Source organism: Hymenobacter sp. 5516J-16 (assembly GCF_022919335.1).
In the GTDB taxonomy this organism is placed as follows: Bacteria; Bacteroidota; Bacteroidia; order Cytophagales; family Hymenobacteraceae; genus Hymenobacter; species Hymenobacter sublimis.
The window spans coordinates 3,651,141-3,672,311 of sequence record NZ_CP095058.1; the positions used below are offsets into that span (position 1 = coordinate 3,651,141).

At 55.8% G+C, this 21,171-nt stretch carries 15 protein-coding genes and 3 pseudogenes; 10 read left to right on the forward strand and 8 right to left on the reverse strand.

Annotated features, from left to right (window positions below):
- Positions 1–60 precede the first annotated feature (60 nt).
- From MUN84_RS18125 to ftsZ, 7 genes and pseudogenes are all read left to right on the forward strand, one after another.
- On the forward strand, positions 61–1,242 hold the full coding sequence (locus tag MUN84_RS18125; RefSeq protein ID WP_244695382.1) for an FtsW/RodA/SpoVE family cell cycle protein: 1,182 nt from the start codon (positions 61–63) through the stop codon (positions 1,240–1,242).
- A gap of 33 nt (positions 1,243–1,275) precedes the next feature.
- Entirely contained in the window at positions 1,276–2,376 is a 1,101-nt protein-coding gene (gene murG, locus MUN84_RS18130; protein WP_244695383.1) for an undecaprenyldiphospho-muramoylpentapeptide beta-N-acetylglucosaminyltransferase, read from the forward strand.
- Positions 2,377–2,403: 27 nt separating this feature from the next.
- Positions 2,404–2,919 carry a Mur ligase domain-containing protein gene (locus tag MUN84_RS24150; RefSeq protein ID WP_317239003.1) on the forward strand — a complete coding sequence of 172 codons (516 nt, stop codon included), beginning with the start codon at positions 2,404–2,406 and terminating at the stop codon, positions 2,917–2,919.
- 49 nt (positions 2,920–2,968) lie between these two features.
- Positions 2,969–3,844 (forward strand): Mur ligase family protein, encoded by an 876-nt coding sequence (locus MUN84_RS24155; RefSeq protein ID WP_317239004.1) that lies wholly within the window; start codon positions 2,969–2,971, stop codon positions 3,842–3,844.
- Positions 3,828–4,592 carry a cell division protein FtsQ/DivIB gene (locus tag MUN84_RS18140; protein ID WP_244695384.1) on the forward strand — a complete coding sequence of 255 codons (765 nt, stop codon included), beginning with the start codon at positions 3,828–3,830 and terminating at the stop codon, positions 4,590–4,592. The genes MUN84_RS24155 and MUN84_RS18140 overlap by 17 nt, the downstream gene beginning before the upstream one ends.
- 84 nt (positions 4,593–4,676) lie before the next feature.
- Positions 4,677–6,076 (forward strand): annotated as a pseudogene (ftsA, locus tag MUN84_RS18145) (cell division protein FtsA).
- A gap of 114 nt (positions 6,077–6,190) precedes the next feature.
- A pseudogene (gene ftsZ, locus MUN84_RS18150) lies at positions 6,191–7,713 on the forward strand (cell division protein FtsZ).
- 267 nt (positions 7,714–7,980) lie between these two features.
- On the opposite strand, the gene MUN84_RS18155 reads toward ftsZ, so the two are convergent.
- From MUN84_RS18155 to MUN84_RS18180, 7 genes and pseudogenes are all read right to left on the reverse strand, one after another.
- Entirely contained in the window at positions 7,981–9,105 is a 1,125-nt protein-coding gene (locus MUN84_RS18155) for an acyltransferase family protein (protein WP_244695385.1), read from the reverse strand.
- A gap of 58 nt (positions 9,106–9,163) precedes the next feature.
- Complete coding sequence (locus tag MUN84_RS18160; RefSeq protein ID WP_244695386.1) at positions 9,164–10,228, reverse strand: cytochrome-c peroxidase; 1,065 nt, start codon at positions 10,226–10,228, stop codon at positions 9,164–9,166.
- Between the two features lie 186 nt (positions 10,229–10,414).
- Positions 10,415–10,942 carry an NADPH-dependent FMN reductase gene (locus MUN84_RS18165; protein WP_244695387.1) on the reverse strand — a complete coding sequence of 176 codons (528 nt, stop codon included), beginning with the start codon at positions 10,940–10,942 and terminating at the stop codon, positions 10,415–10,417.
- 111 nt (positions 10,943–11,053) lie between these two features.
- A complete protein-coding gene (locus tag MUN84_RS18170) occupies positions 11,054–11,809 on the reverse strand; it encodes a succinate dehydrogenase/fumarate reductase iron-sulfur subunit (RefSeq protein ID WP_244695388.1) in 756 nt (251 codons plus the stop codon).
- Positions 11,810–11,932: 123 nt separating this feature from the next.
- Complete coding sequence (locus MUN84_RS24710; protein ID WP_410780058.1) at positions 11,933–12,826, reverse strand: FAD-binding protein; 894 nt, start codon at positions 12,824–12,826, stop codon at positions 11,933–11,935.
- A 22-nt stretch (positions 12,827–12,848) separates the two neighbouring features.
- A pseudogene (locus MUN84_RS24715) lies at positions 12,849–13,864 on the reverse strand (FAD-dependent oxidoreductase).
- 19 nt (positions 13,865–13,883) lie between these two features.
- Positions 13,884–14,558, reverse strand: a complete 675-nt coding sequence (locus tag MUN84_RS18180; RefSeq protein WP_244695389.1) for a succinate dehydrogenase cytochrome b subunit — start codon at positions 14,556–14,558, stop codon at positions 13,884–13,886.
- 237 nt (positions 14,559–14,795) lie between these two features.
- Between MUN84_RS18180 and MUN84_RS18185 the strand changes: the two genes are divergently transcribed.
- The 3 genes from MUN84_RS18185 (at position 14,796) to fabD (ending at position 18,791) form a co-directional block, all read left to right on the forward strand.
- Positions 14,796–15,539, forward strand: coding sequence for a hypothetical protein (locus MUN84_RS18185; RefSeq protein ID WP_244695390.1), 744 nt, complete (start codon positions 14,796–14,798; stop codon positions 15,537–15,539).
- A complete protein-coding gene (locus tag MUN84_RS18190; RefSeq protein WP_244695391.1) occupies positions 15,524–17,677 on the forward strand; it encodes a gliding motility-associated C-terminal domain-containing protein in 2,154 nt (717 codons plus the stop codon). The genes MUN84_RS18185 and MUN84_RS18190 overlap by 16 nt, the downstream gene beginning before the upstream one ends.
- Positions 17,678–17,903: 226 nt before the next feature.
- Positions 17,904–18,791, forward strand: coding sequence for an ACP S-malonyltransferase (gene fabD / locus MUN84_RS18195; protein WP_244695392.1), 888 nt, complete (start codon positions 17,904–17,906; stop codon positions 18,789–18,791).
- Between the two features lie 170 nt (positions 18,792–18,961).
- On the opposite strand, the gene MUN84_RS18200 is transcribed toward fabD, so the two are convergent.
- The gene (locus tag MUN84_RS18200) at positions 18,962–20,950 is read right to left on the reverse strand and encodes a family 16 glycosylhydrolase (RefSeq protein ID WP_244695393.1); all 1,989 of its coding nucleotides are present in this window, start codon (positions 20,948–20,950) and stop codon (positions 18,962–18,964) included.
- Positions 20,951–21,171 lie beyond the last annotated feature (221 nt).

The window sequence follows — 21,171 nt, forward strand, 5'->3', positions numbered from 1 at the left end:
AGAAGCCATTGAGTAGTCTGCCTATCAACTCACACTTCACTATTTCACCATTTCACCGCCATGGAACCTATTACCAATTGGCTTCGGCAAAACTTGAAGGGTGACCCCGTGCTGTGGGGCATCGTGTTGCTGTTCTCCTTTATTTCTATTGCGGTGGTGTACTCGGCTACGGGTACGCTGGCCTACAAGAAAATGGGTGGCAACACGGAGTATTTTCTATTTAAGCACACCAGCCTGATTTTTGTGGGCCTGTTTTTCATGTGGCTCGCGCACCGCATTGATTACCGCTACTATTCGCGCCTGTCGCTCTACGCCCTGCTCATTTCGGTACCGCTGCTGTTGTTTACCTACTTCTTCGGCGGCACCACCTTCAACGATGCCTCGCGCTGGCTCACGATTCCCATTATTAATCAAACCTTCCAGCCCTCCGACTTAGCCAAGCTAGCCCTGATTTCGCACTTGGCGTCAATGCTCAGTCGCCGCCAGCAGCACGTCGATGACTTTAAGACGACGCTATTGCCCGTAATGCTCTGGGTAGGAGCTATCTGCGGTCTAATTATTATGTCGAATGCCTCTACGGCCCTGCTCTTGTTTGCTACCTGCCTGCTGCTGATGTTCATTGGCCGGGTGCCGCTTAAGCAAATGGCAGTAATGGTAGTTATTGGCATTGTAGTCGGTGGAGTAGGGCTAACGGCCGGACAGCGCTACAAAACGGTTATTTCTCGCATCGAGAACTTCACCGATAAGAGCAAGCCGGTGCCGTTCCAGCTAGAGCACGCCTACATTGCCGAAGCCACGGGCGGCCTGTTTGGCAAAGGCCCCGGCAAGAGCACGGAGCGCAACATCATGCCCCACCCGTACTCCGACTTTATCTATGCCATCATCATTGAAGAGTACGGGCTATTTGGCGGGGCCATTGTGCTGTTTCTTTACCTCGCCTTTCTGTACCGCGGGCTGAAAACGGTGATAAACAGCTACGGCGCCTTCGGTGGGCTGCTATCGGCGGGGCTAAGTTTTAGCCTAGTGTTGCAGGCCATGGTGAATATGGGCGTGGCCGTGGGGCTGGGCCCCATTACCGGCCTGCCCCTACCCCTGCTAAGCATGGGCGGCACCTCCCTAATTTTCACCGGTATCAGCATCGGGATTATTCTGGCCGTAAGCCGCGGGGAGCGGGAAATCCGCCCGATGGTGGGCGAGCCCGAAGATACTGCCCGCATCCCCCGGGTATCTCAATACGCATAACGGCGGTGCGGCCCAGTAGCTAAGAGCTTACTCATGAAGTTAATTATCAGCGGCGGCGGTACTGGCGGCCACATTTTTCCGGCCGTAGCCATTGCCAACGAAGTGCGCCGTCGGCATCCGGAAGCAGAAATTCTGTTTGTGGGCGCCAACGGCCGCATGGAAATGACGCGGGTGCCCGAGGCCGGCTATGAAATCGTGGGGCTGGACATTACCGGCTTGCAGCGGCGCCTCTCGCCCCAGAATCTGCTATTTCCCATCCGGGTAATGCGCGCCGTGCGCAAAGCCGGCAAGCTGATTGAAAAGTTTCTGCCCGATGCCGTGGTAGGGGTAGGGGGCTACGCCTCGGCCCCAGTGCTGCTGGCTGCTACTTCCCGCGGCATCCCTGCCCTTATTCAGGAGCAAAATTCGTACGCGGGCCTTGTCAATAAACTGCTGGCCCGGCGGGTAGAGCGTATTTGCGTGGCGTATCCGGGCATGGAGAAGTTCTTTCCAGCTGAAAAACTGGTGCTAACCGGCAACCCCGTGCGCACCGAAATTGCGGACGGGCAACGGGCCGAGGCCCTATCGTTTTTTGGCCTGGCTCCCGACCGGCCCGTGGTGCTGGTCATAGGAGGGAGCTTAGGCGCCCGTACGCTCAACCAGGCCACGGCCGCAGCGTTGCCACGGCTCCGGGAAGCTGGCGTGCAACTGCTCTGGCAAACCGGCAAGGCGTACTTTCCAGAGGCCCAGCAGCAGGCCGCCCCTTTTGCCAGTCACAACCTGCAGGCCCTGGAGTTTGTGCGCCGCATGGACTTGGCTTACGCCGCAGCCGATGTGGTAATTAGCCGAGCTGGGGCGCTTTCCGTGTCGGAGCTGTGCCTCACGGGCAAGCCTAGCATCTTGGTTCCTTCGCCCAACGTGGCCGAGGACCACCAGACCAAGAACGCGCTGGCCCTGGTGCAGCGCAACGCGGCTCTGCTGGTAACCGACGCGGAAGCTCCAGTGCGGCTCTATGACGAAGCCTTCGCGCTGCTAGCCGACCCCAACCGCTTAGCTGAGCTAAGCCGGAACGCCCACCAGATGGCCTACCCCCGCGCTACCACTACTATTGTAGATGAATTGCTGACGCTGATCCATCCGCGCAAAAACTCCTAACTAAGTACGCTTTAACCTACGGCCGTTGTGAATCCGGTAGCAGCATTTCCCCACGTCTTCTTCCTCGGCATCGGTGGCATTGGTATGTCGGCCCTGGCCCGCTGGTTTAAAGCCAATGGCCACTCCGTAAGCGGCTACGACAAAACCGTAACGCCCCTAACCGAAGCCCTGACTGCGGAAGGCATTGCGGTGCATTACGAGGATGCCGTGGCCAATATTCCCGCTCAGGTGCGGGAAAACCGCGCGCAGGTGCTCGTAATTCTTACCCCCGCTATTCCCAAAGATCATCAGGAATGGGCCTGGCTTCGGGAACAGGACTACGATATCCGCAAGCGCAGCCAAGTGCTAGGGCTTCTCACTCAGGGGCGCCCCACCATTGCCGTAGCAGGCACGCACGGCAAAACGACAACTAGCAGCATGGTGGCCCACTTGCTTCACCACGCTGGGGTGCCTTGCGCAGCTTTCCTGGGCGGTATTGCCGTGAACTTGGGTTCTAACCTACTACTGCCCCAGCCACCGCGCCGGCCGAAACGACGCCCGTAGTGGTGGAAGCCGATGAGTACGACCGGAGCTTCCTGACCCTATTCCCACGGTGGCCATCATCACGAGCACCGATGCCGACCACCTCGATATTTATGGGCACCAAGAAGCCTTGATAGAGTCGTTTCGGCAGTTTGTGGGACAGATTCAGCCCGGTGGGACCCTGATTATCAACCATACTGCCGACCCGAGTGTAGCGGCGGCGGCTCCAGCCGGCGTGCGGGTAGTCCGCTACGGTCTTTCGCCCGAGCAAGGCCCGGAGCTGTACGCCAGCCATATCACGGCGCAAGGCCACACGTTTCGCTTTGCCCTGCACGGTCCGCAAGGAGCCGTTGACGCGCTGGAGCTGGCCGTACCAGGGCACCACAACGTCGAGAATATGCTGGCTGCCGCCTGTGTAGCGCAAGCGTATGGTCTTACTTCGGAGCAGTTACGCGCGGCCGTAGCGGCCTACCGGGGCGTGAAACGCCGCTTTGAGTTCATCGTGACGGCCGGCAGCCCCGAGCAACCCCACGTGTACGTGGACGATTACGCCCACCACCCACGCGAAATCGAGGCCTTTCTTCGTTCCCTCCGAACCCTGTACCCCGGCCGTAGGCTGCGGGTAGTATTCCAGCCCCACCTGTTCAGTCGTACCCGCGACTTCGCCCCCGGATTCGCTGAGAGTCTGAGCCTTGCCGATCAGGTAGTACTGCTCGACATCTACCCGGCCCGGGAGTTGCCTATGCCCGGCGTTACGTCGGAGTTGATATTATCCCAAATTACTGCAACCGAAAAATCGCTGCAGACCAAAGAAGAAATTTTGCGGAACGCCGAAACCAATGCCAATTTTGACGTATTAGCCACAGTCGGGGCCGGAGATATTGATCAGTTGGTGCCTAGATTAAAGAATATTTTGAATATTCGTTGGAATGGAGCTGAAGCGTAAAGCCAATAACCTGCTATTTGCCACAGCCTGCCTACTACTGCTGGTTGGCCTGGGTGCGTTTGCCGCCGTGCGGCAGGCCCACCGGCCCGTGGGCGGGATTATCGTGTCCATTAGCAACGAGTTTAACAACTTCTTTATCAGTGAGCGAGAAGTAGCCAGTTTGCTTTCCCGGCACGGCGAGGACCAACTGGAAGGTGCTGACCCCGCCGACGTTGACTTGAAAGACCTAGAAGCCCGCTTGAAAGCGCACAGCTTCGTTAAGGAAGCCCAGGTGTACCGCGACCTAGCCGGCAATCTGCACGCCGATGTGCGCCAGAACCGCCCGATTGCTCGCCTCGTGCACAGCGACTCCCGGCAGGACAGCTACTTGGATGCCGATGGTCACCGCCTACCCCTGTCCCCGTTGTTTACGGCGCGGGTAGTACCCATTTCGCGGTTGAACGGCCAGCCGCTGGCCGCTAGCTTTTTCCAGGATAGTACGGGCCAGCGCTACCTAGAATTTCTGCGCTACATCGATGAAAAACCGTTCTGGCGCGCCCAAGTAGCGGAGGTATTTGTGGGAGCTAACGGAAAGCTCTCCTTTACCCAGCAAGTAGGCGACCAACGTATTGAATTTGGCTTTCCTGAGAATATTTCAGAAAAATTTGCGAAACTGATGGTATTTTACCGTCAAATTCCACCTGTCCTCGGCTGGGATACCTACCATCGGGTCAATGTCGAGTTCAAGGATCAGATCATCTGCGAATAAAATTATTCGCCTAAAACGCTACCTTATAGCGCATTAGGCGGCCACTTACCTGCAACCAACCGCAACTCTCTCGCTTTCCCTCCCATGCAACACGATAAGATTGTAGTCGGCCTCGACATCGGCACTACCAAAATCTGCGCCCTCGTGGGGCGCAAGAACGAGTTTGGCAAGCTCGAAATTTTGGGCATGGGTAAAGCCGTGTCGGAGGGCGTTGTGCGGGGTATCGTATCGAACATTGACAAGACGGTAGATGCCATTAAAAAGGCAATCCGCCAGGCGGAGGAACAGTCGGGTATCAATATTGGGGTAGTAAACGTGGGCATTGCGGGCCAGCACATCAAGAGCCTGCAGCACAACGGTAGCATCACCCGGGCTTCGGCCGACAATGAAATTACGCTGGACGACGTCAACCGACTGACCAACGATATGTACCGGCTGGTAACCCCTCCCGGCTCCGAGATCATTCACGTAATGCCCAGGACTACAAGGTGGATTACGAGGAGGGCATTTTGGATCCGGTGGGCATGTCGGGCGTGCGGCTGGAGGGTAACTTCCACATCATCACGGCGCAAAGCACGGCTATCAATAACATCAACAAGTGCGTCACGAAGGCGGGCCTGGAAATCGATAACCTCATCTTAGAGCCGCTGGCATCCAGCATGTCTGTGCTGAGCGACGAGGAAAAGGAAGCTGGTGTGGCCCTGATTGACATCGGTGGCGGCACTACGGACCTGGCTATCTTTAAGGATGGCATCATTCGGCACGCGGCCGTGCTGCCCTTCGGTGGCAACATCATCACTTCTGACATCAAACAGGGTTGCTTGGTTATGCAAAACCAGGCCGAGCAGCTGAAGGTGAAGTTCGGCAAAGCTATTGCCGAAGAAGCCTCGGAGTACGAAATCGTAAGCATCCCTGGTCTGCGTGACCGGGCGCCCAAGGAAATTTCCCTGAAAAACCTAGCCTACATTATTGAGGCCCGAATGGAGGAAATCATTGAGCTAGTGTACGCCGAAATTCAGCGCCTGGGCTTCCAGGACAAGCTGGCTGCGGGCATCGTGCTAACCGGCGGCGGCTCCCAGCTTCAGAATCTAGTGCAGCTGGCGGAGTACGTAACGGGTATGGACACTCGCATCGGCTACCCCAACGAGCATCTGGGCAAGAGCAAGATTGAGGCCGTTAAGTCGCCGATGTACGCTACCACGGTGGGCCTCGTGCTGGCCGGCTACCGCTCCATCGATGACCGGGTAGCCCAGCGCGGCTACGAAGAGCCCGAGCAGAATTACTACCGGACGCCGGCGCCGGAGGTTCGCCCTACGCCGGCCCCAGCGCCCCAGCCAGTTGCCCAGCAGCCGGCGCCTCAACCCGCTCCGCAGCCTACGCCGGAGCAAGCCAAAAAATCGTCGGGTGCCGGCGACTTTTTCCAGAAGATCATCAGCCGCACCAAAGGGCTGCTCATTGATGACTTCGACGACAAGCAATATTAGGTGATGGGGGTCTCGGGGATTTGAGGTCTTGGTTTTCTTCCGCATGAAGAGTAACCAGGCTGCAAGTGCCCAATACCAAGACCCCAAGTCCCCAAGTCCCTAAGACCTTCACTCATGAATTTTACTTTCGATATTCCGGCCCAGTCTAAGTCCATCATTAAGGTGATTGGTGTGGGGGAGGCGGTTCTAACGCCGTGAACCACATGTTCAGCCAGGGCATCAAAGACGTGGAGTTCGTCATCTGCAACACCGACAAGCAGGCTTTGGCTTCCTCTACGGTGCCCAACCGGCTGCAAATCGGGGCCGACTTGACCGAAGGGCTTGGCGCTGGTGCCAACCCGGAGCGGGGCAAGCAAGCTGCTATTGAAAGCCGGGAGCAAATCCGGGAACTGCTGAGCAACGGCACCAAAATGGTGTTTATCACAGCAGGTATGGGTGGCGGTACGGGTACCGGTGCGGCCCCGGTTATTGCTAAAGTAGCCAAGGAGCTAGGCATTCTCACGGTTGGCATCGTAACGGCGCCCTTCATGTTCGAGGGGAAAAAGAAGCGCCAGCAGGCGGAGCACGGCATCAAGGAGCTGAGCGACAACTGTGATACGGTGCTGGTGATTCTCAACGACAAGCTTCGGGAGATTTACGGCAACCTGCCCATCCGCTCGGCTTTTGCCAAGGCGGATAACGTGCTGAGCACAGCAGCCAAATCCATTGCGGAAATCATTACCGTTACGGCCGATGTAAACGTGGACTTTGAAGACGTGAAGACCGTCATGAAGGACTCGGGTGCCGCCGTAATGGGTAGCAGCATTACCGAAGGAGAGAACCGCGCCAAGCGTTCGGCCGAAGAAGCGCTGGCCTCGCCGCTGCTTAACAACACCGATATTCACGGAGCTCAGAAAATTCTGCTCAGCATCATGTCTGGTGACCAGGCCGAGCTGGAAATGGATGAACTCACGGAAATCACGGAGTACATTCAGGATAAGGCTGGTCAGAACGCCGAAGTAATTTTCGGGCATGGCATTGATCCTACCCTGGGTCAGAGCATTCGGGTAACGGTTATTGCTACCGGCTTCGCCCGCGACGCGCACAACATTACCAACGTAATAGCACGTAGCGGTGGCGAGTCAGAATCCGCCGCTAGTACGCAGCCAGACCCACAAATCAACATCTTTGATAAAGATCGTCAGGAAGCGCCGGTAGTACCCACGTTCGGCTCGCCCGTGCCAGTTATTCCCGAACCTCAGCCGGTAAAGTTTGACCTGGAAACCTCGCCGGCGCCTGTGGGCTACGTACCGCCGGTTGTGGCTGCTCCCTCGGCTCCGGCGCCCGAACCGGTGCTCTACCAGCAGCAGGCTACGGCGCCAGCTCCGACTTCTCCGTCAGCGGTAACGCACCATGCGCTACCGCGCCCCTCGCTGGATGCACGAGCTGAGGAGCGCCGTCAGCGCCTGCAGGCGCTCAGCAATGGGCTGACCAATGATGCCATTAAGGACCAGTTAGAAACGCCTGCTTACCTGCGTCGCCAGGTAAAGCTGGAGAACGTGGTGCCTTCGTCGGAGGAAAATATCAGCCGGTTTAACCTTTCGGACGACAATGAACTGCTGGGCGACAACCGCTTCTTGCACGACAACGTGGACTAAGTAAGCAGTCATTTTTATTACAACGGCCGCCTCAGAAATGGGGCGGCCGTTTGTTTTAGGGACGAGGACTAGGCAAGGAATCAGCTGGCATCGTTAGCGAGTCAGTAGCGCGGGTTGCTGGCGCGGCCATTTCCCGGTCGGGATTTAGAGTGCGGCCCCGGTACGAGTGTGGGGCGAGTGTGCACGCCGATACTAACAGCCCCGAACAGAACAGAAAAGGTAAACGGGGAATCAACATGGCGTGGAAAATGAAAAAGACGAGAGATGTCAACGGCCTGGAGCAACTATAGGCGCAGGTCGGAAAAAACGATTCAATGGTTCTTCTACTGCATAATGTAGCACAATAGCCAGCAGGTTCAACCCAATAAACAAGATTCCATTGTGTGGGGTGAGGTGCAGGGCTAGCCAATCACGCACGGAGCCCAAATGAATGAGGTAGAAAGCATAAGAGCTTTTTCCCAGCACCTTGAAAAGTTGGGTGGAGAGTAGGCGCTGCAGCCACGTGCGTTCTGTGAGCAGTCCGGCAAAGAAAATTATAATACCTCCCGGCAAGGCAACATTATTGAGTGCCACCCCAAAGGCATGTTCCTGCCCATAAGTGTAACCTCCTTTGGTCCAGACCATACCACTGACGGCGGCTATCATCACGGCGCTACCTATTAGGGTAAGCAAGCCCGGTACGTGGTGGCGGCGCAGGCGTCCTTGTTGGTACCAGCGCGCTAGCTGCATCCCGGCATAAAACTCAAAACATCTGCCAAAAAAGGAGAAGAGGAGCATCAGCCGAAATGAGCCAAAAAAGCCGTAAAGCTGATTGGTTATAGGGCTGAGCACCAGCACTAAGCCACAACCTAGGGCTAATAATGCAAACGGCTGCACCCATAACGGCACGCGTCGGCGTAACAGCCAAAACGCAAGCGGAGCAGCTAGGTAAAAGCTCTCCTCCACGGTCAGGGACCACGCTTGCGCAATGCCAGCGTACTTGGCATCGGAAAAAAACGCTTGCGTGAGCGTGAGGCTAAAGAAAAAGTGATGTGGCAGGAAGTGCTGCGCCCGCCAGAAGGCATAATAGGTAGCCAGGGTCAGCAAAAAGTACAGCGGATAAATGCGTGCAAGACGGCGGCGCATGTACTGGGCCCATCCTCCCAACTTGGTTAAGTCCTGCTGGCCATAGCGCAGGGTAATTAGAAAGCCACTTAAGACGAAAAATAGCGGCACTCCCACGTGAAACTCCAGAATCCAGGCGTGAAGCCGGGGCCACTCAGGGTCATCGTGGAAGGGATTAAAGTGATGCAGAAATACTAGGTACGCGGCCAGGGCCCGTACACCTGTGAAGGCAGGCAAATACGTTTTGCTGGAATGAGATAGAGCAGTGCCAGCAGCAGGATCAGCCACGCGGTAAGAATAATAAGCCAATCAAACCTACTGATTTTCGTGGTAATACTACCTCGAATCAAGGCTTAAAAGGATCAGAAAACCGCTTGTCGGTAATGAAAGTGGAATCGGTCAACGTCCGTAAGAAGGCGATAATCTGGGTTTTTTCTCGGCTGGTAAGGTCGAGCTTGGTACCGCCGGGCGTATTGGAGAGCAACACGTTCGGGTCGACGCCTGGACTGTTAGTCCGAACATGGTCACTGTAATGATCAAGCACTTCTTCTAAGGACTGAAACCGGCCATCGTGCATATAGGGTGCCGTTAAAGCAATATTGCGCAGGGTGGGGGCTCGAAACTTGCCTCGGTCGGTACTTTGTCCCGTAACACTGGCCCGGCCCGCATCGGTAAATGTCACGTCCAGCCCGTTGTTGAAAAAGCTGGGCGAGCTGAAGAGGCCATCCTCACTGATGTGGCAGTGGTGGCAGGTGCCACCCCGAATGAACAGGCCGCTTACCTCACCCGGATGATTCATGAATAGGTTTGCCCCGGCCCTTTCCGTAGCCGAGAGTGGCCCTTCCTTGCGCACGTACTTGTCGTAGCGGGAGTTAGCTGAAATTAGGGTACGCTCAAACTGAGCCAGTGCCTTCAGAACGGCGGCTTCCGTGATGGTGCTACTCCCGAATGCTTGCTGAAAAAGCGGCGGGTAGAGGTCCGTTTGTTGGAGGCGGCTGACCCCAGTGGCTAGCAACTGGTGCATTTCCAGCGGGTTCTCAATGGGTAGGCGGGCCTGTTGCTCTAAGGTGGTGGCAGCACCATCCCAGTTCAGCGTCTTCTCCCACAGTACATTAGCCAGCGACATTGTACCCCGCGGGTGCTGGCCATCCACACCAGCTGCCCGGGCCAGTCCATCCGTGAAGGCTTTGCTTTGCTGGTGGCAACTACCGCACGACTGCGTCCCGGTACGCGACAAGCGAGGCTCATAAAAAAGCTTACGGCCCAATTCGACTCCCTCTACCGTCATGGGGTTGTCGGTGGGTACGCCCACGTTTTGAGGTAGGTTGCTCGGCAATACCAACGTGTAGGGAGTAGCGTTGCTTGGGCTTTCGCCGGTTTCCTCCTCTCCAGAGCCACTACAAGCAGCCAAGAGCCCAGCCGTTGCCAGCGCTAGAAACCACCGTATATGCCCAGTAACTGAAGGGAAGGTCATGGCAGAAATAAAGATAATGAGCTTTAAGATATTGCTTTTCAGTTAAACACGTACTCTGCAATAGCCAGTTCCGCCAAGGGGGTTAAGGCATGAGAAGCGGAATTTTCTTGAACTGCTAGCACTTTAAAAAGCCAGTAGACTAGCTACCTGTTCACGTAGTACCTGCTGATATAACGGCTCAGTAATCAGGCCTTCCGGGGTAAGGTATTTATCAATGAAAGGCAGCCGAACTCGCTCCGGTAATACAGCCGTACCCAGGTACATTAGCACATCTGTCAGGTGATTAAGAGGTAAGATGCCACCTTGCCCTCCGCTGCTTAGGCCTACCAAAGCTGCTTTTTTGCCCCGAATGCCGCCGGGGTAGGGAAGCCCATCAATAAAGGCTTTCAGCACCCCGGGGAAGGAGCAATTGTACTCCGGTACTATAAAGACAAGCTTGTCGGCGCTTTCTGCCAATCTTACTAAGCGGTTAAATTCATCGTGGCGGCCGGTGTTGTGGTAGAGGGCCGAAGTAGTAAAATCGAGGGGAAGCTCTGTTAGGTCCAGAAGCTGGGCCGTAGCCCCATGCTCGGCGAGCAATTGGGTATAGAAATCAGCTACGCGGCGGGCTCGGGAGTTAGGCCGGTTGGTACCGACGATGATAGTAATCATCAGGGGGAGAGTAGGGTAGGAAAAGTCGGGACTAGCTGCCAAAGCAGCGTACAAGAAAAAGGCGAAACGGTTGCCCGTCTCGCCTTTTCATGTTGACCTCTAAAACAGCGCTTACGCTAAGTTGTTCGAAGTTGCTTTGGCCGACAGGAACTCGCGGTTCAAGATGGCAATGTTTTCCAGCGAAATGCCTACGGGGCATTCAGCAGCGCAGGAGCCAATGTTAGAGCAAGCGCCGAAGCCTTCCTTGTCCATTTGGGCTACCATGTTTTCTACGCGCGACTTGCGCTCGACATGGCCTTGGGGTAGCAAAGCCAACTGACTTACCTTGGCCGATACAAACAGCATAGCCGAGGAGTTTTTGCAGGAAGCTACGCAGGCACCGCAGGCAATACAGGTTGCCGCCTCGAAAGCGCGGTCTGCAATTTCCTTTGGAATCGGAATTTCGTTGGCATCGGGTGTGCCGCCGGTGTTCACGGAAATGTAGCCACCTGCCTGAATGATCCGGTCGAAGGCCGAACGGTCCACGCTCAGGTCCTTGTTGACGGGAAAGGCGGTAGCGCGCCAGGGCTCAATCGTAATCGTATCACCGTCGCTGAACTTACGCATGTGCAGCTGGCAGGTGGTTGTGCCCGGCTCCGGACCGTGGGCGCGGCCGTTGATGAACAGGTTGCAGGAACCACAGATGCCTTCGCGGCAGTCATGGTCAAAAGCAACGGGTTCTTCACCCTTGCGCAACAGGTCTTCGTTCAGTACATCAAGCATTTCCAGGAAGGACATATCCGGGGAAATGTCTTTTACCTGGTAATCAACGATGCGGCCTTCAGTGTTGCGGTTTCGCTGCCGCCACACTTTTAGGGTTAAGTTCATCGGTTTGGCATTGGGGTTACTTCCAGCCATTTTATTTCAAGGGTATTGAGTAATGGGAATGGGTAGTAAGCGGAGCAAGTGGCAGCTACCTTTATTTGGTTAGCTGCCACTCGCTGCTCACGGCTACTTGTAGCTACGCTGCGTCAGCTTCACGTTCTCGAACTTCAGCTCTTCCTTGTTCAGGATTTCCGGCTGGTTTTCGCCAACGAACTGCCAGGCAGCTACATACGTGTAATTCTCGTCGTCACGCAGGGCCTCGCCTTCGGGCGTTTGGTACTCCTCGCGGAAGTGACCTCCGCAGCTTTCGTTGCGGTTGTAGGCGTCATCTACCATTAGCTCGCCCAGTTCCAGGAAGTCGGCTACGCGGCCGGCGCTTTCTAGCATCTGGTTCATCTCCTGATCGGTGCCGCTCAGTTTCAGATCCGTCCAGAACTCCTTGCGCAGCTTCTGAATTTCGCGCTTGGCGTGCTGTAGGCCTTCCGCCGTGCGGGCCATGCCGCAATACTCCCACATAATGTGGCCCAGAGCCTTATGGAAGTCAGCGGGGGTGCGGGTGCCGTTGATGCTCATCAGCTTCTTTACCCGGGCGTTTACCTCTGCCTCTGCCTCTTTGAAGGCTGGGTGGTCAGTAGTAACGGGCTTGGGAGCCGTTTGCGCCAAGTAATCACCAATGGTGTAAGGAATTACGAAATAACCATCGGCGAGTCCTTGCATCAGAGCCGAAGCCCCCAGGCGGTTAGCGCCGTGGTCAGAGAAGTTACACTCGCCGGTAGCGTACAGGCCCGGGATGGTGGTTTGCAGGTTGTAATCTACCCACAGGCCGCCCATGGTGTAGTGCACGGCTGGGTAGATGCGCATGGGCTGCTCGTAGGGGTTTTCGCCGGTAATCTTGGCGTACATATCGAACAGGTTACCATACTTCTGGCTTACCCAATCAGCGCCGTTGCGCTTAATAACGTCAGCAAAGTCTAGGTAAACGGCTAGGCCCGAACTGCCTACCCCCGACCCTCGTCGCACATCATTTTGGCATTGCGCGAGGCTACGTCGCGGGCACTAGGTTACCAAAGGCTGGATACTTGCGCTCCAGGAAATAATCTCGCTCGTCTTCCGGAATATCGGAAACCCGGATCTGACCGGCACGCAAACGCTCAGCAGTTTCCTTGGAAGCCGGTACCCACACGCGCCCGTCGTTACGTAGCGACTCCGACATTAGCGTCAGCTTCGACTGATAGTCGCCCGATACGGGAATGCAGGTAGGGTGAATCTGGGTGAAGCAGGGGTTGGCAAAGTACGCACCCTTTTTATGGGCCCGCCACGCGGCGGTAGCGTTGCAGTACTTGGCGTTGGTGCTCAAGTAGAACACGTTGCCGTAACCTCCGGTGGCTAGCACGACTGCATGAGCCGCGTGCTGCTCTACTTCACCGGTAATCAGGTTGCGAGTGATAATGCCGCGGGCTTGGCCATCTACCACCACCAGATCCAACATTTCGGAGCGGGTGTAGAGCTTTACTTTGCCGTAAGCTACCTGACGCGAAAGGGCTGAGTAGGCACCCAACAGCAGCTGCTGTCCGGTTTGGCCGCGGGCATAAAACGTGCGGCTTACCTGGGCCCCGCCAAAGGAGCGGTTGGCCAACAGTCCACCGTACTCGCGAGCGAAAGGTACGCCCTGCGCCACGCACTGGTCAATGATGTTTACCGACACCTGAGCTAGGCGGTACACGTTGGCTTCGCGGGCTCGGTAGTCACCACCCTTAATGGTATCGTAGAACAAGCGGTACACGGAGTCACCGTCGTTCTGATAGTTTTTGGCAGCGTTAATACCCCCTGAGCGGCAATGGAGTGCGCCCGGCGAGGAGAATCGTGGTAAGTGAAAGCCTTTACGTTGTAGCCCAGCTCAGCCAGGGAAGCCGCAGCGGAAGCGCCAGCCAAGCCCGTGCCCACTACAATAACGTCGTATTTCCGCTTGTTAGCGGGGTTTACGAGCTTAACGTTGAACTTATGCTTATCCCATTTCTCGGCCAAAGGGCCTTCGGGAATTTTGGAATCCGGAAACATCGGCTATCGAGTTTAGGACTTATTTGAAAAAGAAGAAGTAGACCGGCATGGCGGCGAAAGCGGCGCACACGATGATCGAGAAGCCGTAGCCAAACAGTTTGATGGCCGGCGTGTATTTGCGGTGAGTTAGGCCCAGCGTCTGGAAAGCGCTGCTGAAGCCATGTAGCAAGTGGTAGAGCAAGGCTACCTGGCCTACCACGTACAAAAACACGTAGAACGGGTTTTTGAAGGCGGCCAATACCAGCGCGTACGCATCTTCGTTGCCGTTAGCATCGCGCGGTACGTCGGTGAAGCGCAGGGAGCCGAAAAAGTTGTACAGGTGTACAATTAGGAAAAACAGCACAATAGAACCCAGCAGCGACATGCTGCGCGAGTGCCAGGAGCTGTTCTGCTCAATGTGGTCCGAGACGTAGCCTTGCTTACCACGGGCCGCGCGGTTTTTTGCGCCCAGCGCTAGGCCTTCGTAAATGTGAAAGCCAAAGCCCAATACCAGCACAATTTCCATGGTGCGGATAAGCGGGTTGTGACCCATAAACTCAGAGTAGGCATTGAATGCCGCGCCATTGTCAGCCTTGAATAACTGCAGGTTACCAACCAGGTGCACTACCAGGAAGGTGCAGAGAAACAGGCCCGTGACGGCCATAATAATCTTACGGCCGATGCTACTGGAAAAGGTTTTTGTGATCCAACTCATAGAGAGCTACTGAAGGGGTGTGGGTAGGTCAGTTGTACCGGCCAAAGGTAGCCTCCAACCTAGTAGGAAACAATCTGAATAAGGCTTTGCCGTTATAGTGAATCTATAGCCGGCCAACTCCGTTAGTACCTACTACTAAGTAGTTAACCCACGCGACGCCTTTTTTGTTAGGTTACCGGCTGGTTTTTCACGAACTTCCTTTCCCCTTGTACTCCTGCCTACTAATACGTTGATTGTATGAATCTTCCGTTACGTAATCATCCGGTCCGGCTGGCGCTGATTGGCTTGTTATGGCTGATAGCTTGGCTGGTCCCGGCCCCGAAGGCTCAGGCTACCCACTTGCGAGCCGGCGACATCCAAGCCAAAACGGATACTACCCTGCCGGTTGCTAACCGCAACCCACGCCGAGTATTCTTTAAAATGGTGCTGTACACGAGCGTCACCTCTAATGGATCGACGGCCGCAGATGAGCCCTCGGTTACCATATTTTACGGCGACAATACCAATTCGGGCTATAATACAATTCCTCGCGTTAAAAGAACGCTAGTAGCGCCGAACGTGTACCGAAATGTGTATTATTTTGAGCACACATATAATGCTCCGGGCAACTATCTAGTTAGTTACTTGAGCGTGAATAGGGTAGTAGGGGTACAAAACCTAACTAACTCTATCAACGAGTCGTTCTACATCTCGACGCGCATCACCATTGACCCCATCATCAATGTTAACCGGTCACCGGCATTGTTGGCACCGGCCATTGATCAGGCTAGCCGCCGGCAAGTGTTTCTGCACAATCCGGCTGCTTTTGATGCCGATGGCGATTCTCTAGCCTTTAAGTTGCGGCCCAGCCAACAAGCTGGTAATCCGGAGGATTTGGTAAGGACCAATGCTGCCCCCGTCCGACCCCAGTTTCTGGTTTCCGCTACCCCGACGATCCATTTTTTCGGGCTATTCAAGTGCCATATGTGGGGCCGCCTGTAGGGGTGCCCAACGACCCGGCTATTTTCCGCCAAGACGTACGTACGGGCCAAATTGTGTGGAACTCACCGGAGGTAGTAGGCGAATACAACGTGGCGTTTGTAGTGGAAGAATGGCGGCGTACTCCCGGCGCGCCACCTCGTCTGATCGGAGAGGTAATTCGGGATATGCAGATTACCGTGACACCCAGCCAGAACCTGCGGCCTACCCTTATAGTGCCTCCTGATATCTGCGTCATAGCTGGTAATCCCATTCCAACAGTTGTCGTGACGGCTACTGACCCCGATAACAATCCGGTGTTGCTAGAAGCGTTTTCGGGCATCTTGCCGCCGGCCACGTTTGTGCGCAACTCTACTGGCCCGCCTACCGCCCGCGGAACGTTTAACTGGACGACCACTTGCGCCGACATCCGCTCCGAGCCGTATCAGGTATTGTTTAAAGCCACGGACCAGCCCGCCGCTGGTCTTACCCCACTCATTGATGAGCGGCCACTGCAGATTACCGTTATCGGACCGGCCCCGCAGAACTTGCGGGTTAGCGCTGTCGGCAACACGGCCCGCCTCGATTGGAACAGCTACCTCTGCCAAAATCCCGGAGCTCAGATTCGCATTTACCGGCGTGAGGGGCCCAGCGGCTGGACGCCCGGGCCTTGCGAAACGGGCATCCCAGCTTCCAGAGGCTACACCCAGATTGGAGCGGTTAACGTAGGCAGTCAAACGTTCCTCGACGACAACAACGGCCGTGGGCTGGACCGGGGCAAAAATTACTGCTACCGCATTTACGTGGAGTTTGCCCGGCCCGCTGGTGGGGCCAGCATCGCCTCTAACGAGGCTTGTCTTTCCCTGACGGGCACTTCTGCCCGCCTCACCAACGTGACCGTGGACCGCACAAGTGCTACCAACGGACAAATCACGGTGCGCTGGACTAAGCCAACTTCTTCGAGCGGATTCAATACGCCCGCCGGCTACCGCTTGTACCGCGCGGTAGGGCAAAACCCTGCCGCCACGGCATTCCAGCAAGTGTTTACTACCACCAACCTGGATGATTTAACCTTCGTCGATCAGAACCTAAATACCACGGACAATGCGTATTCCTACCGGCTCGACTTTTACAGCGCTTCTACGCCAGGTGGAGCTGAGACAGTAGAAACTGCCGGACCGGCCTCTAGTGTCCGCGTGACTGTAACGCCCAATCCGCTGGCCAATACCATCGGGCTGACTTGGACTTACAACGTGCCTTGGGACAACTCGCGGCGGCCTACTACCGTGTACCGGCGGTTGCAAACGGGCGGCGCTTTCGTGCCAGTCGGGAAGGTAACGGGTACTACCACCGGGGGCGCCTTTACGGACCAGGGTACTACGGCTCAGCCGCTGGTGAAGGGCCAGACCTATTGCTATTATGTCAAGACGAACGGCACGTATGACGTAGCCTCGCCGGACTCGTTGATTAACCTCAGCCAGGAGCAATGCGTGGCTCTGCAAGCCGTGCCGTGCACGCCGGTACTTACCCTCAAGGCCACGAACTGCGACAGTTTGGCTAGCCGCCTGTTTCAGCTGCCAGCTACCAATCCATCTACTGGGGAAGTATTCACCAATAACCTGAGCTGGACGCTGAGCAACCAGCCTACAGCCGATTGCAGCCGCGACATTGCGCAGTACATCATCTTCTTTGCGCCAACCGACGCAGAACCGCTCAAAGAAATTGACCGGGTGCCTGGTACGCAAACCACATATGCTCACCGCAACCTAACTTCTGCCGCCGGCTGTTACGCCGTGCAAGCCATAGATACTAATCAGGCAACGAGTGCTTTGAGTAATAAGGAATGCAAGGATAACTGCCTGTTGTTCTTGCTACCCAATATTTTCACCCCGAACGGCGACGGAGTAAACGACACCTTCCGACCCAAGGTCTTCAGCCCCATTGAGCGGACGACGGTCAGAATCTACAACCGCTGGGGCACGAAAGTGTACGAGAGCGACAAAGATCCGCTCATCAACTGGAGCGGTGGCAACATTGGAGCCGAGTCGGGTTCTGGTAGCAAGGTTTCTGATGGCATGTACTTCTACCAGGCCGAGGTAGAGTTCCGGGATGCAAACCGGACCAAGCGCACCTTCAAGGGGTGGGTACAGATCAACCGTTAGAACTACCTCTAGCCAAAAATAAACCGGGCGCCTCACCACAGGCGCCCGGTTTATTTTTGTAGCAGGCCGAGAACTGAAGAATTCGGGTTTACTCGCTGCAGAAGGGCCACGGCGGTTTTGGCTTCCGGGGCGTTTTGTGCAGCTTGCAGGTAAAAGCGGGCCGCTATGGGGCTAGGATCCAGTGTTGTTGAGGGCTGGCCCAAGGTCTTTATTTAACCCTTTACGAATGAAAGCAGTCATTTTTCCCGGTCAGGGAAGCCAGTTCAGTGGCATGGGCCGCGACCTGTACGAGCAGCATCCGGAGGCCAAGCGCCTGATGGAGCAGGCCAACGATATTCTGGGCTTTTCTCTGACGGAGGTAATGTTTACCGGCTCCGAAGAGGATCTGCGCCGGACGGATGTAACCCAGCCCGCTATTTTCCTGCATTCCGTGGCACTGGCAGCCGTCTTGCCTGATTTGCGCCCCGATATGGTAGCAGGGCATTCCTTAGGCGAGTTCTCGGCGCTGGTAGCAGCTAAAGTGCTCAAGTTTGAGGACGCCTTACGCCTAGTAGCCCAACGGGCCCAGGCCATGCAGGCCGCCTGCCAGGAGCAACCCGGTACTATGGCCGCTATCCTAGGGCTGGATGACAACACGACGGCGCGTATCTGCCAGGAAATTAGTGCTGGTGGCAATGTGGTAGTAGCTGCCAACTACAACTGTCCCGGTCAGCTGGTGGTATCTGGTTCCCAACGGGGCATTGAACTGGCCTGCGAGCAGCTCAAAGCAGCCGGGGCTAAGCGGGCTTTGCCGCTACCCGTGGGTGGAGCCTTTCATTCTCCGCTCATGCAGTCAGCAGAAGCAGCGTTGGCTCAAGCCATTGCGGGCATCACCTTCTCGGCAGGCATTTGTCCCGTGTACCAGAACGTAGACGCCGCGCCCCATACCGACCCCGACGAAATCCGGGAAAACCTGGTGCGTCAGCTCACGGCTCCCGTGCGGTGGACCCAGAGTGTGCAGCGCATGGTAGCCGATGGAGCCACCGAGTTTGTAGAATGCGGACCGGGCAAGGTGTTGCAAGGCTTGGTAAAGAAGATTGCTCCAGAAGCAGCCGGAAGTTCAGCCGCCGTGTAGCGGGTAGCAATCTGGTTTATTTGGCCCCACTACAACAGTCGTGTACACGGCATTGTGGTGGGGCTTTTTTAAGTTTGCTAATGACGAAGCCTACCTTAGCAAGTAAGAGCTACGGGTAGCACTAAGCAAGCAGCATGGCTGCTTTCCTTCAGCCAGCTAAACCAAACGAGCTATTTGCCCGGCGTGCGGTTAAAGAGGCCTTGCCAGGCGACTGTCATGCTCCAGTTTTCGCAGGTAGGGTTCCTGTAGCGGCAGCCTGTGTAGGCGAAAAAGCGCAACTCATTGTTTTGGGCGCGGTAAAAAATATTTCCACTCGGGCCAACTGCAAGAGACGGAAACTCAGTAGCGGCTGACTCAGTGGTAGCCATAAAGCACTTGAAGCGGTTAGTATTGTAATAGCTGTCAATCCAGCGGTGAAGCCACGTACCAGCTGCATTCTGGTAAAAGCTTTGCAGCCTGCCATCAGCCCCCACGTAAACAGCCTGTTTCTTTACGTCGTCCCAGGCAATATTACCCTTGGCCGACAGAAAACCGGGCTGGTTGTTAGGAGTCAGCGCATCATGCACCCAATTATCACCCGACCACTGGTACCGATGCACGGCACGGTCGGCCCCAATATAGAAGATGCTACCCAGCCCGCTCGCGACAATAGAGCCTGGGCTGGCATGGACTGTGCCATTGACCGGTTCCTTGCCTCCTAGTAAGTAATGAGTGTAAGTCTCATTTGCAGGCTCCAAGACATGAATTCGGTAGTCAAGACCTTTGTAGTAGACCCTCACCTTACCATCGGCCAGATTGTCGAGTACAAGGTCGCCGAGGGCAACCGTGGAAGTAGGTGCCGTTGAATCAGCGGTGGGGGCGTAGCTCAAATAGCTATGAACCCATGCTGTATCGGCCCGATGAAGCAATTGTACCTGGCGGTCCTGACCGATGTAGTAAAGGTCGCCGGTGGTGGCAGTGGCCACACTACCAGACGTGGTTGACGGCTGGGACGCGAGCGGCGCGGCAGGTGACACATACCCATGGATCCAGCCGGAATAGAAACTGTAGGACTGCAGCCGCCCGTCGTGCCCCCGGTACGTTACTAAGTTGTGCTTGGGGTTAAAGTGAAGCTCCCCGTTGATCTGCCAGTTGCGGTGATGTGCCTGTGCAGGATCCACTTCGCTCGTTACCCATTGGTTGTCCAAGGAGCGGAGGCTACGGTAAAGAAGGCCATTGGTGCCGCAGAAGAACAATTCATCCTTGTTATTGGGGTTAACGGCAATTGACCCGGGACGAGGACTTACATACTCCAGCCAGTCGTTGATGGGCTTTTTGAAAACATAGTTCACATATTCCTGCTCCGACTGGTCGTAGGAAACGCCATACTGACCCTGCAGTGGCTTATAGACGGTAATGTAATCAATGTCCATTTCGGCGTGCGTAATGCCCATGGCTACCGCCTCGCGAGTCATTTGCAGGTTGGCCAGAATGCGCGCCGTATAGGCGTGGGTCTGCACCTGGGAACTGGTCACGGTGTACTGCTCTCGGTCGTTAAGAAAAAACGTAACCTGGGTAGGCGTCCAAACTACCGTGTAGGTGTTGAAGTCCTGAGACAAGTCGCGCCCGTCTTTGGTGCTGCGTCCGCCACAGGTCCAGGCACCCAGCGGAATCGTGTCGCAGCCCTTCGAGCCGGAGGTGGCGCAGAGTTGATTACGCTTATCCCAATCGAGCACACCGCTGCTAATCTGGCGGCGGGGCTCGTCGTTCCCATTATCGATTACGTCAATTTCAGTACCAGCGCTCAGCAGCCAGAAGGTAGGCCAAACGCCTTTGCCGTTAGCAGGCAGCTTACACCGAATTTCAAACATGCCATAGGCAAAGCCCGCCCAGTTATCCGGAGCCCAGCCCGCGGGCACACTAACCGGATCATACGCCTTGGTAGACATGATCCGGCCCGATACATATGCAATGTTGGTACGACGGGCCGCCGTATTAAGCGCTGCTCGTTGCGCGGCCGGAACCACATCAGCCTTAAGGCGAAGGATGCCACCTCCCGGAAATTCTACCTGGGAGGCTGCGTAGTACTCCGTGCCCCAGCCATCGAGGCCATCTACTTCCCAGTTGCCGCTGGCCTTTAGCTCATCTACGTTTCTATAGTTGAACTCGTCTTGGAACACAATCCGGTAATTTGATCTGTCCAGCTTACACTGCGCTGCCACTTTCGTAGTTAATAAGCACAGGGCAAGCAGCAACAGAGCTAGCCAGCGCAGAGGCTGGTATGCTTTTATAAAGAGGCAAACGAACTGCCTGTAAAATGCAAACATGGTGATACAGCAGGTATATACAGACCAGTTTACTATCCATGAAACCGCCCGAAAAGCAGCTTTAGAGTAGGAAT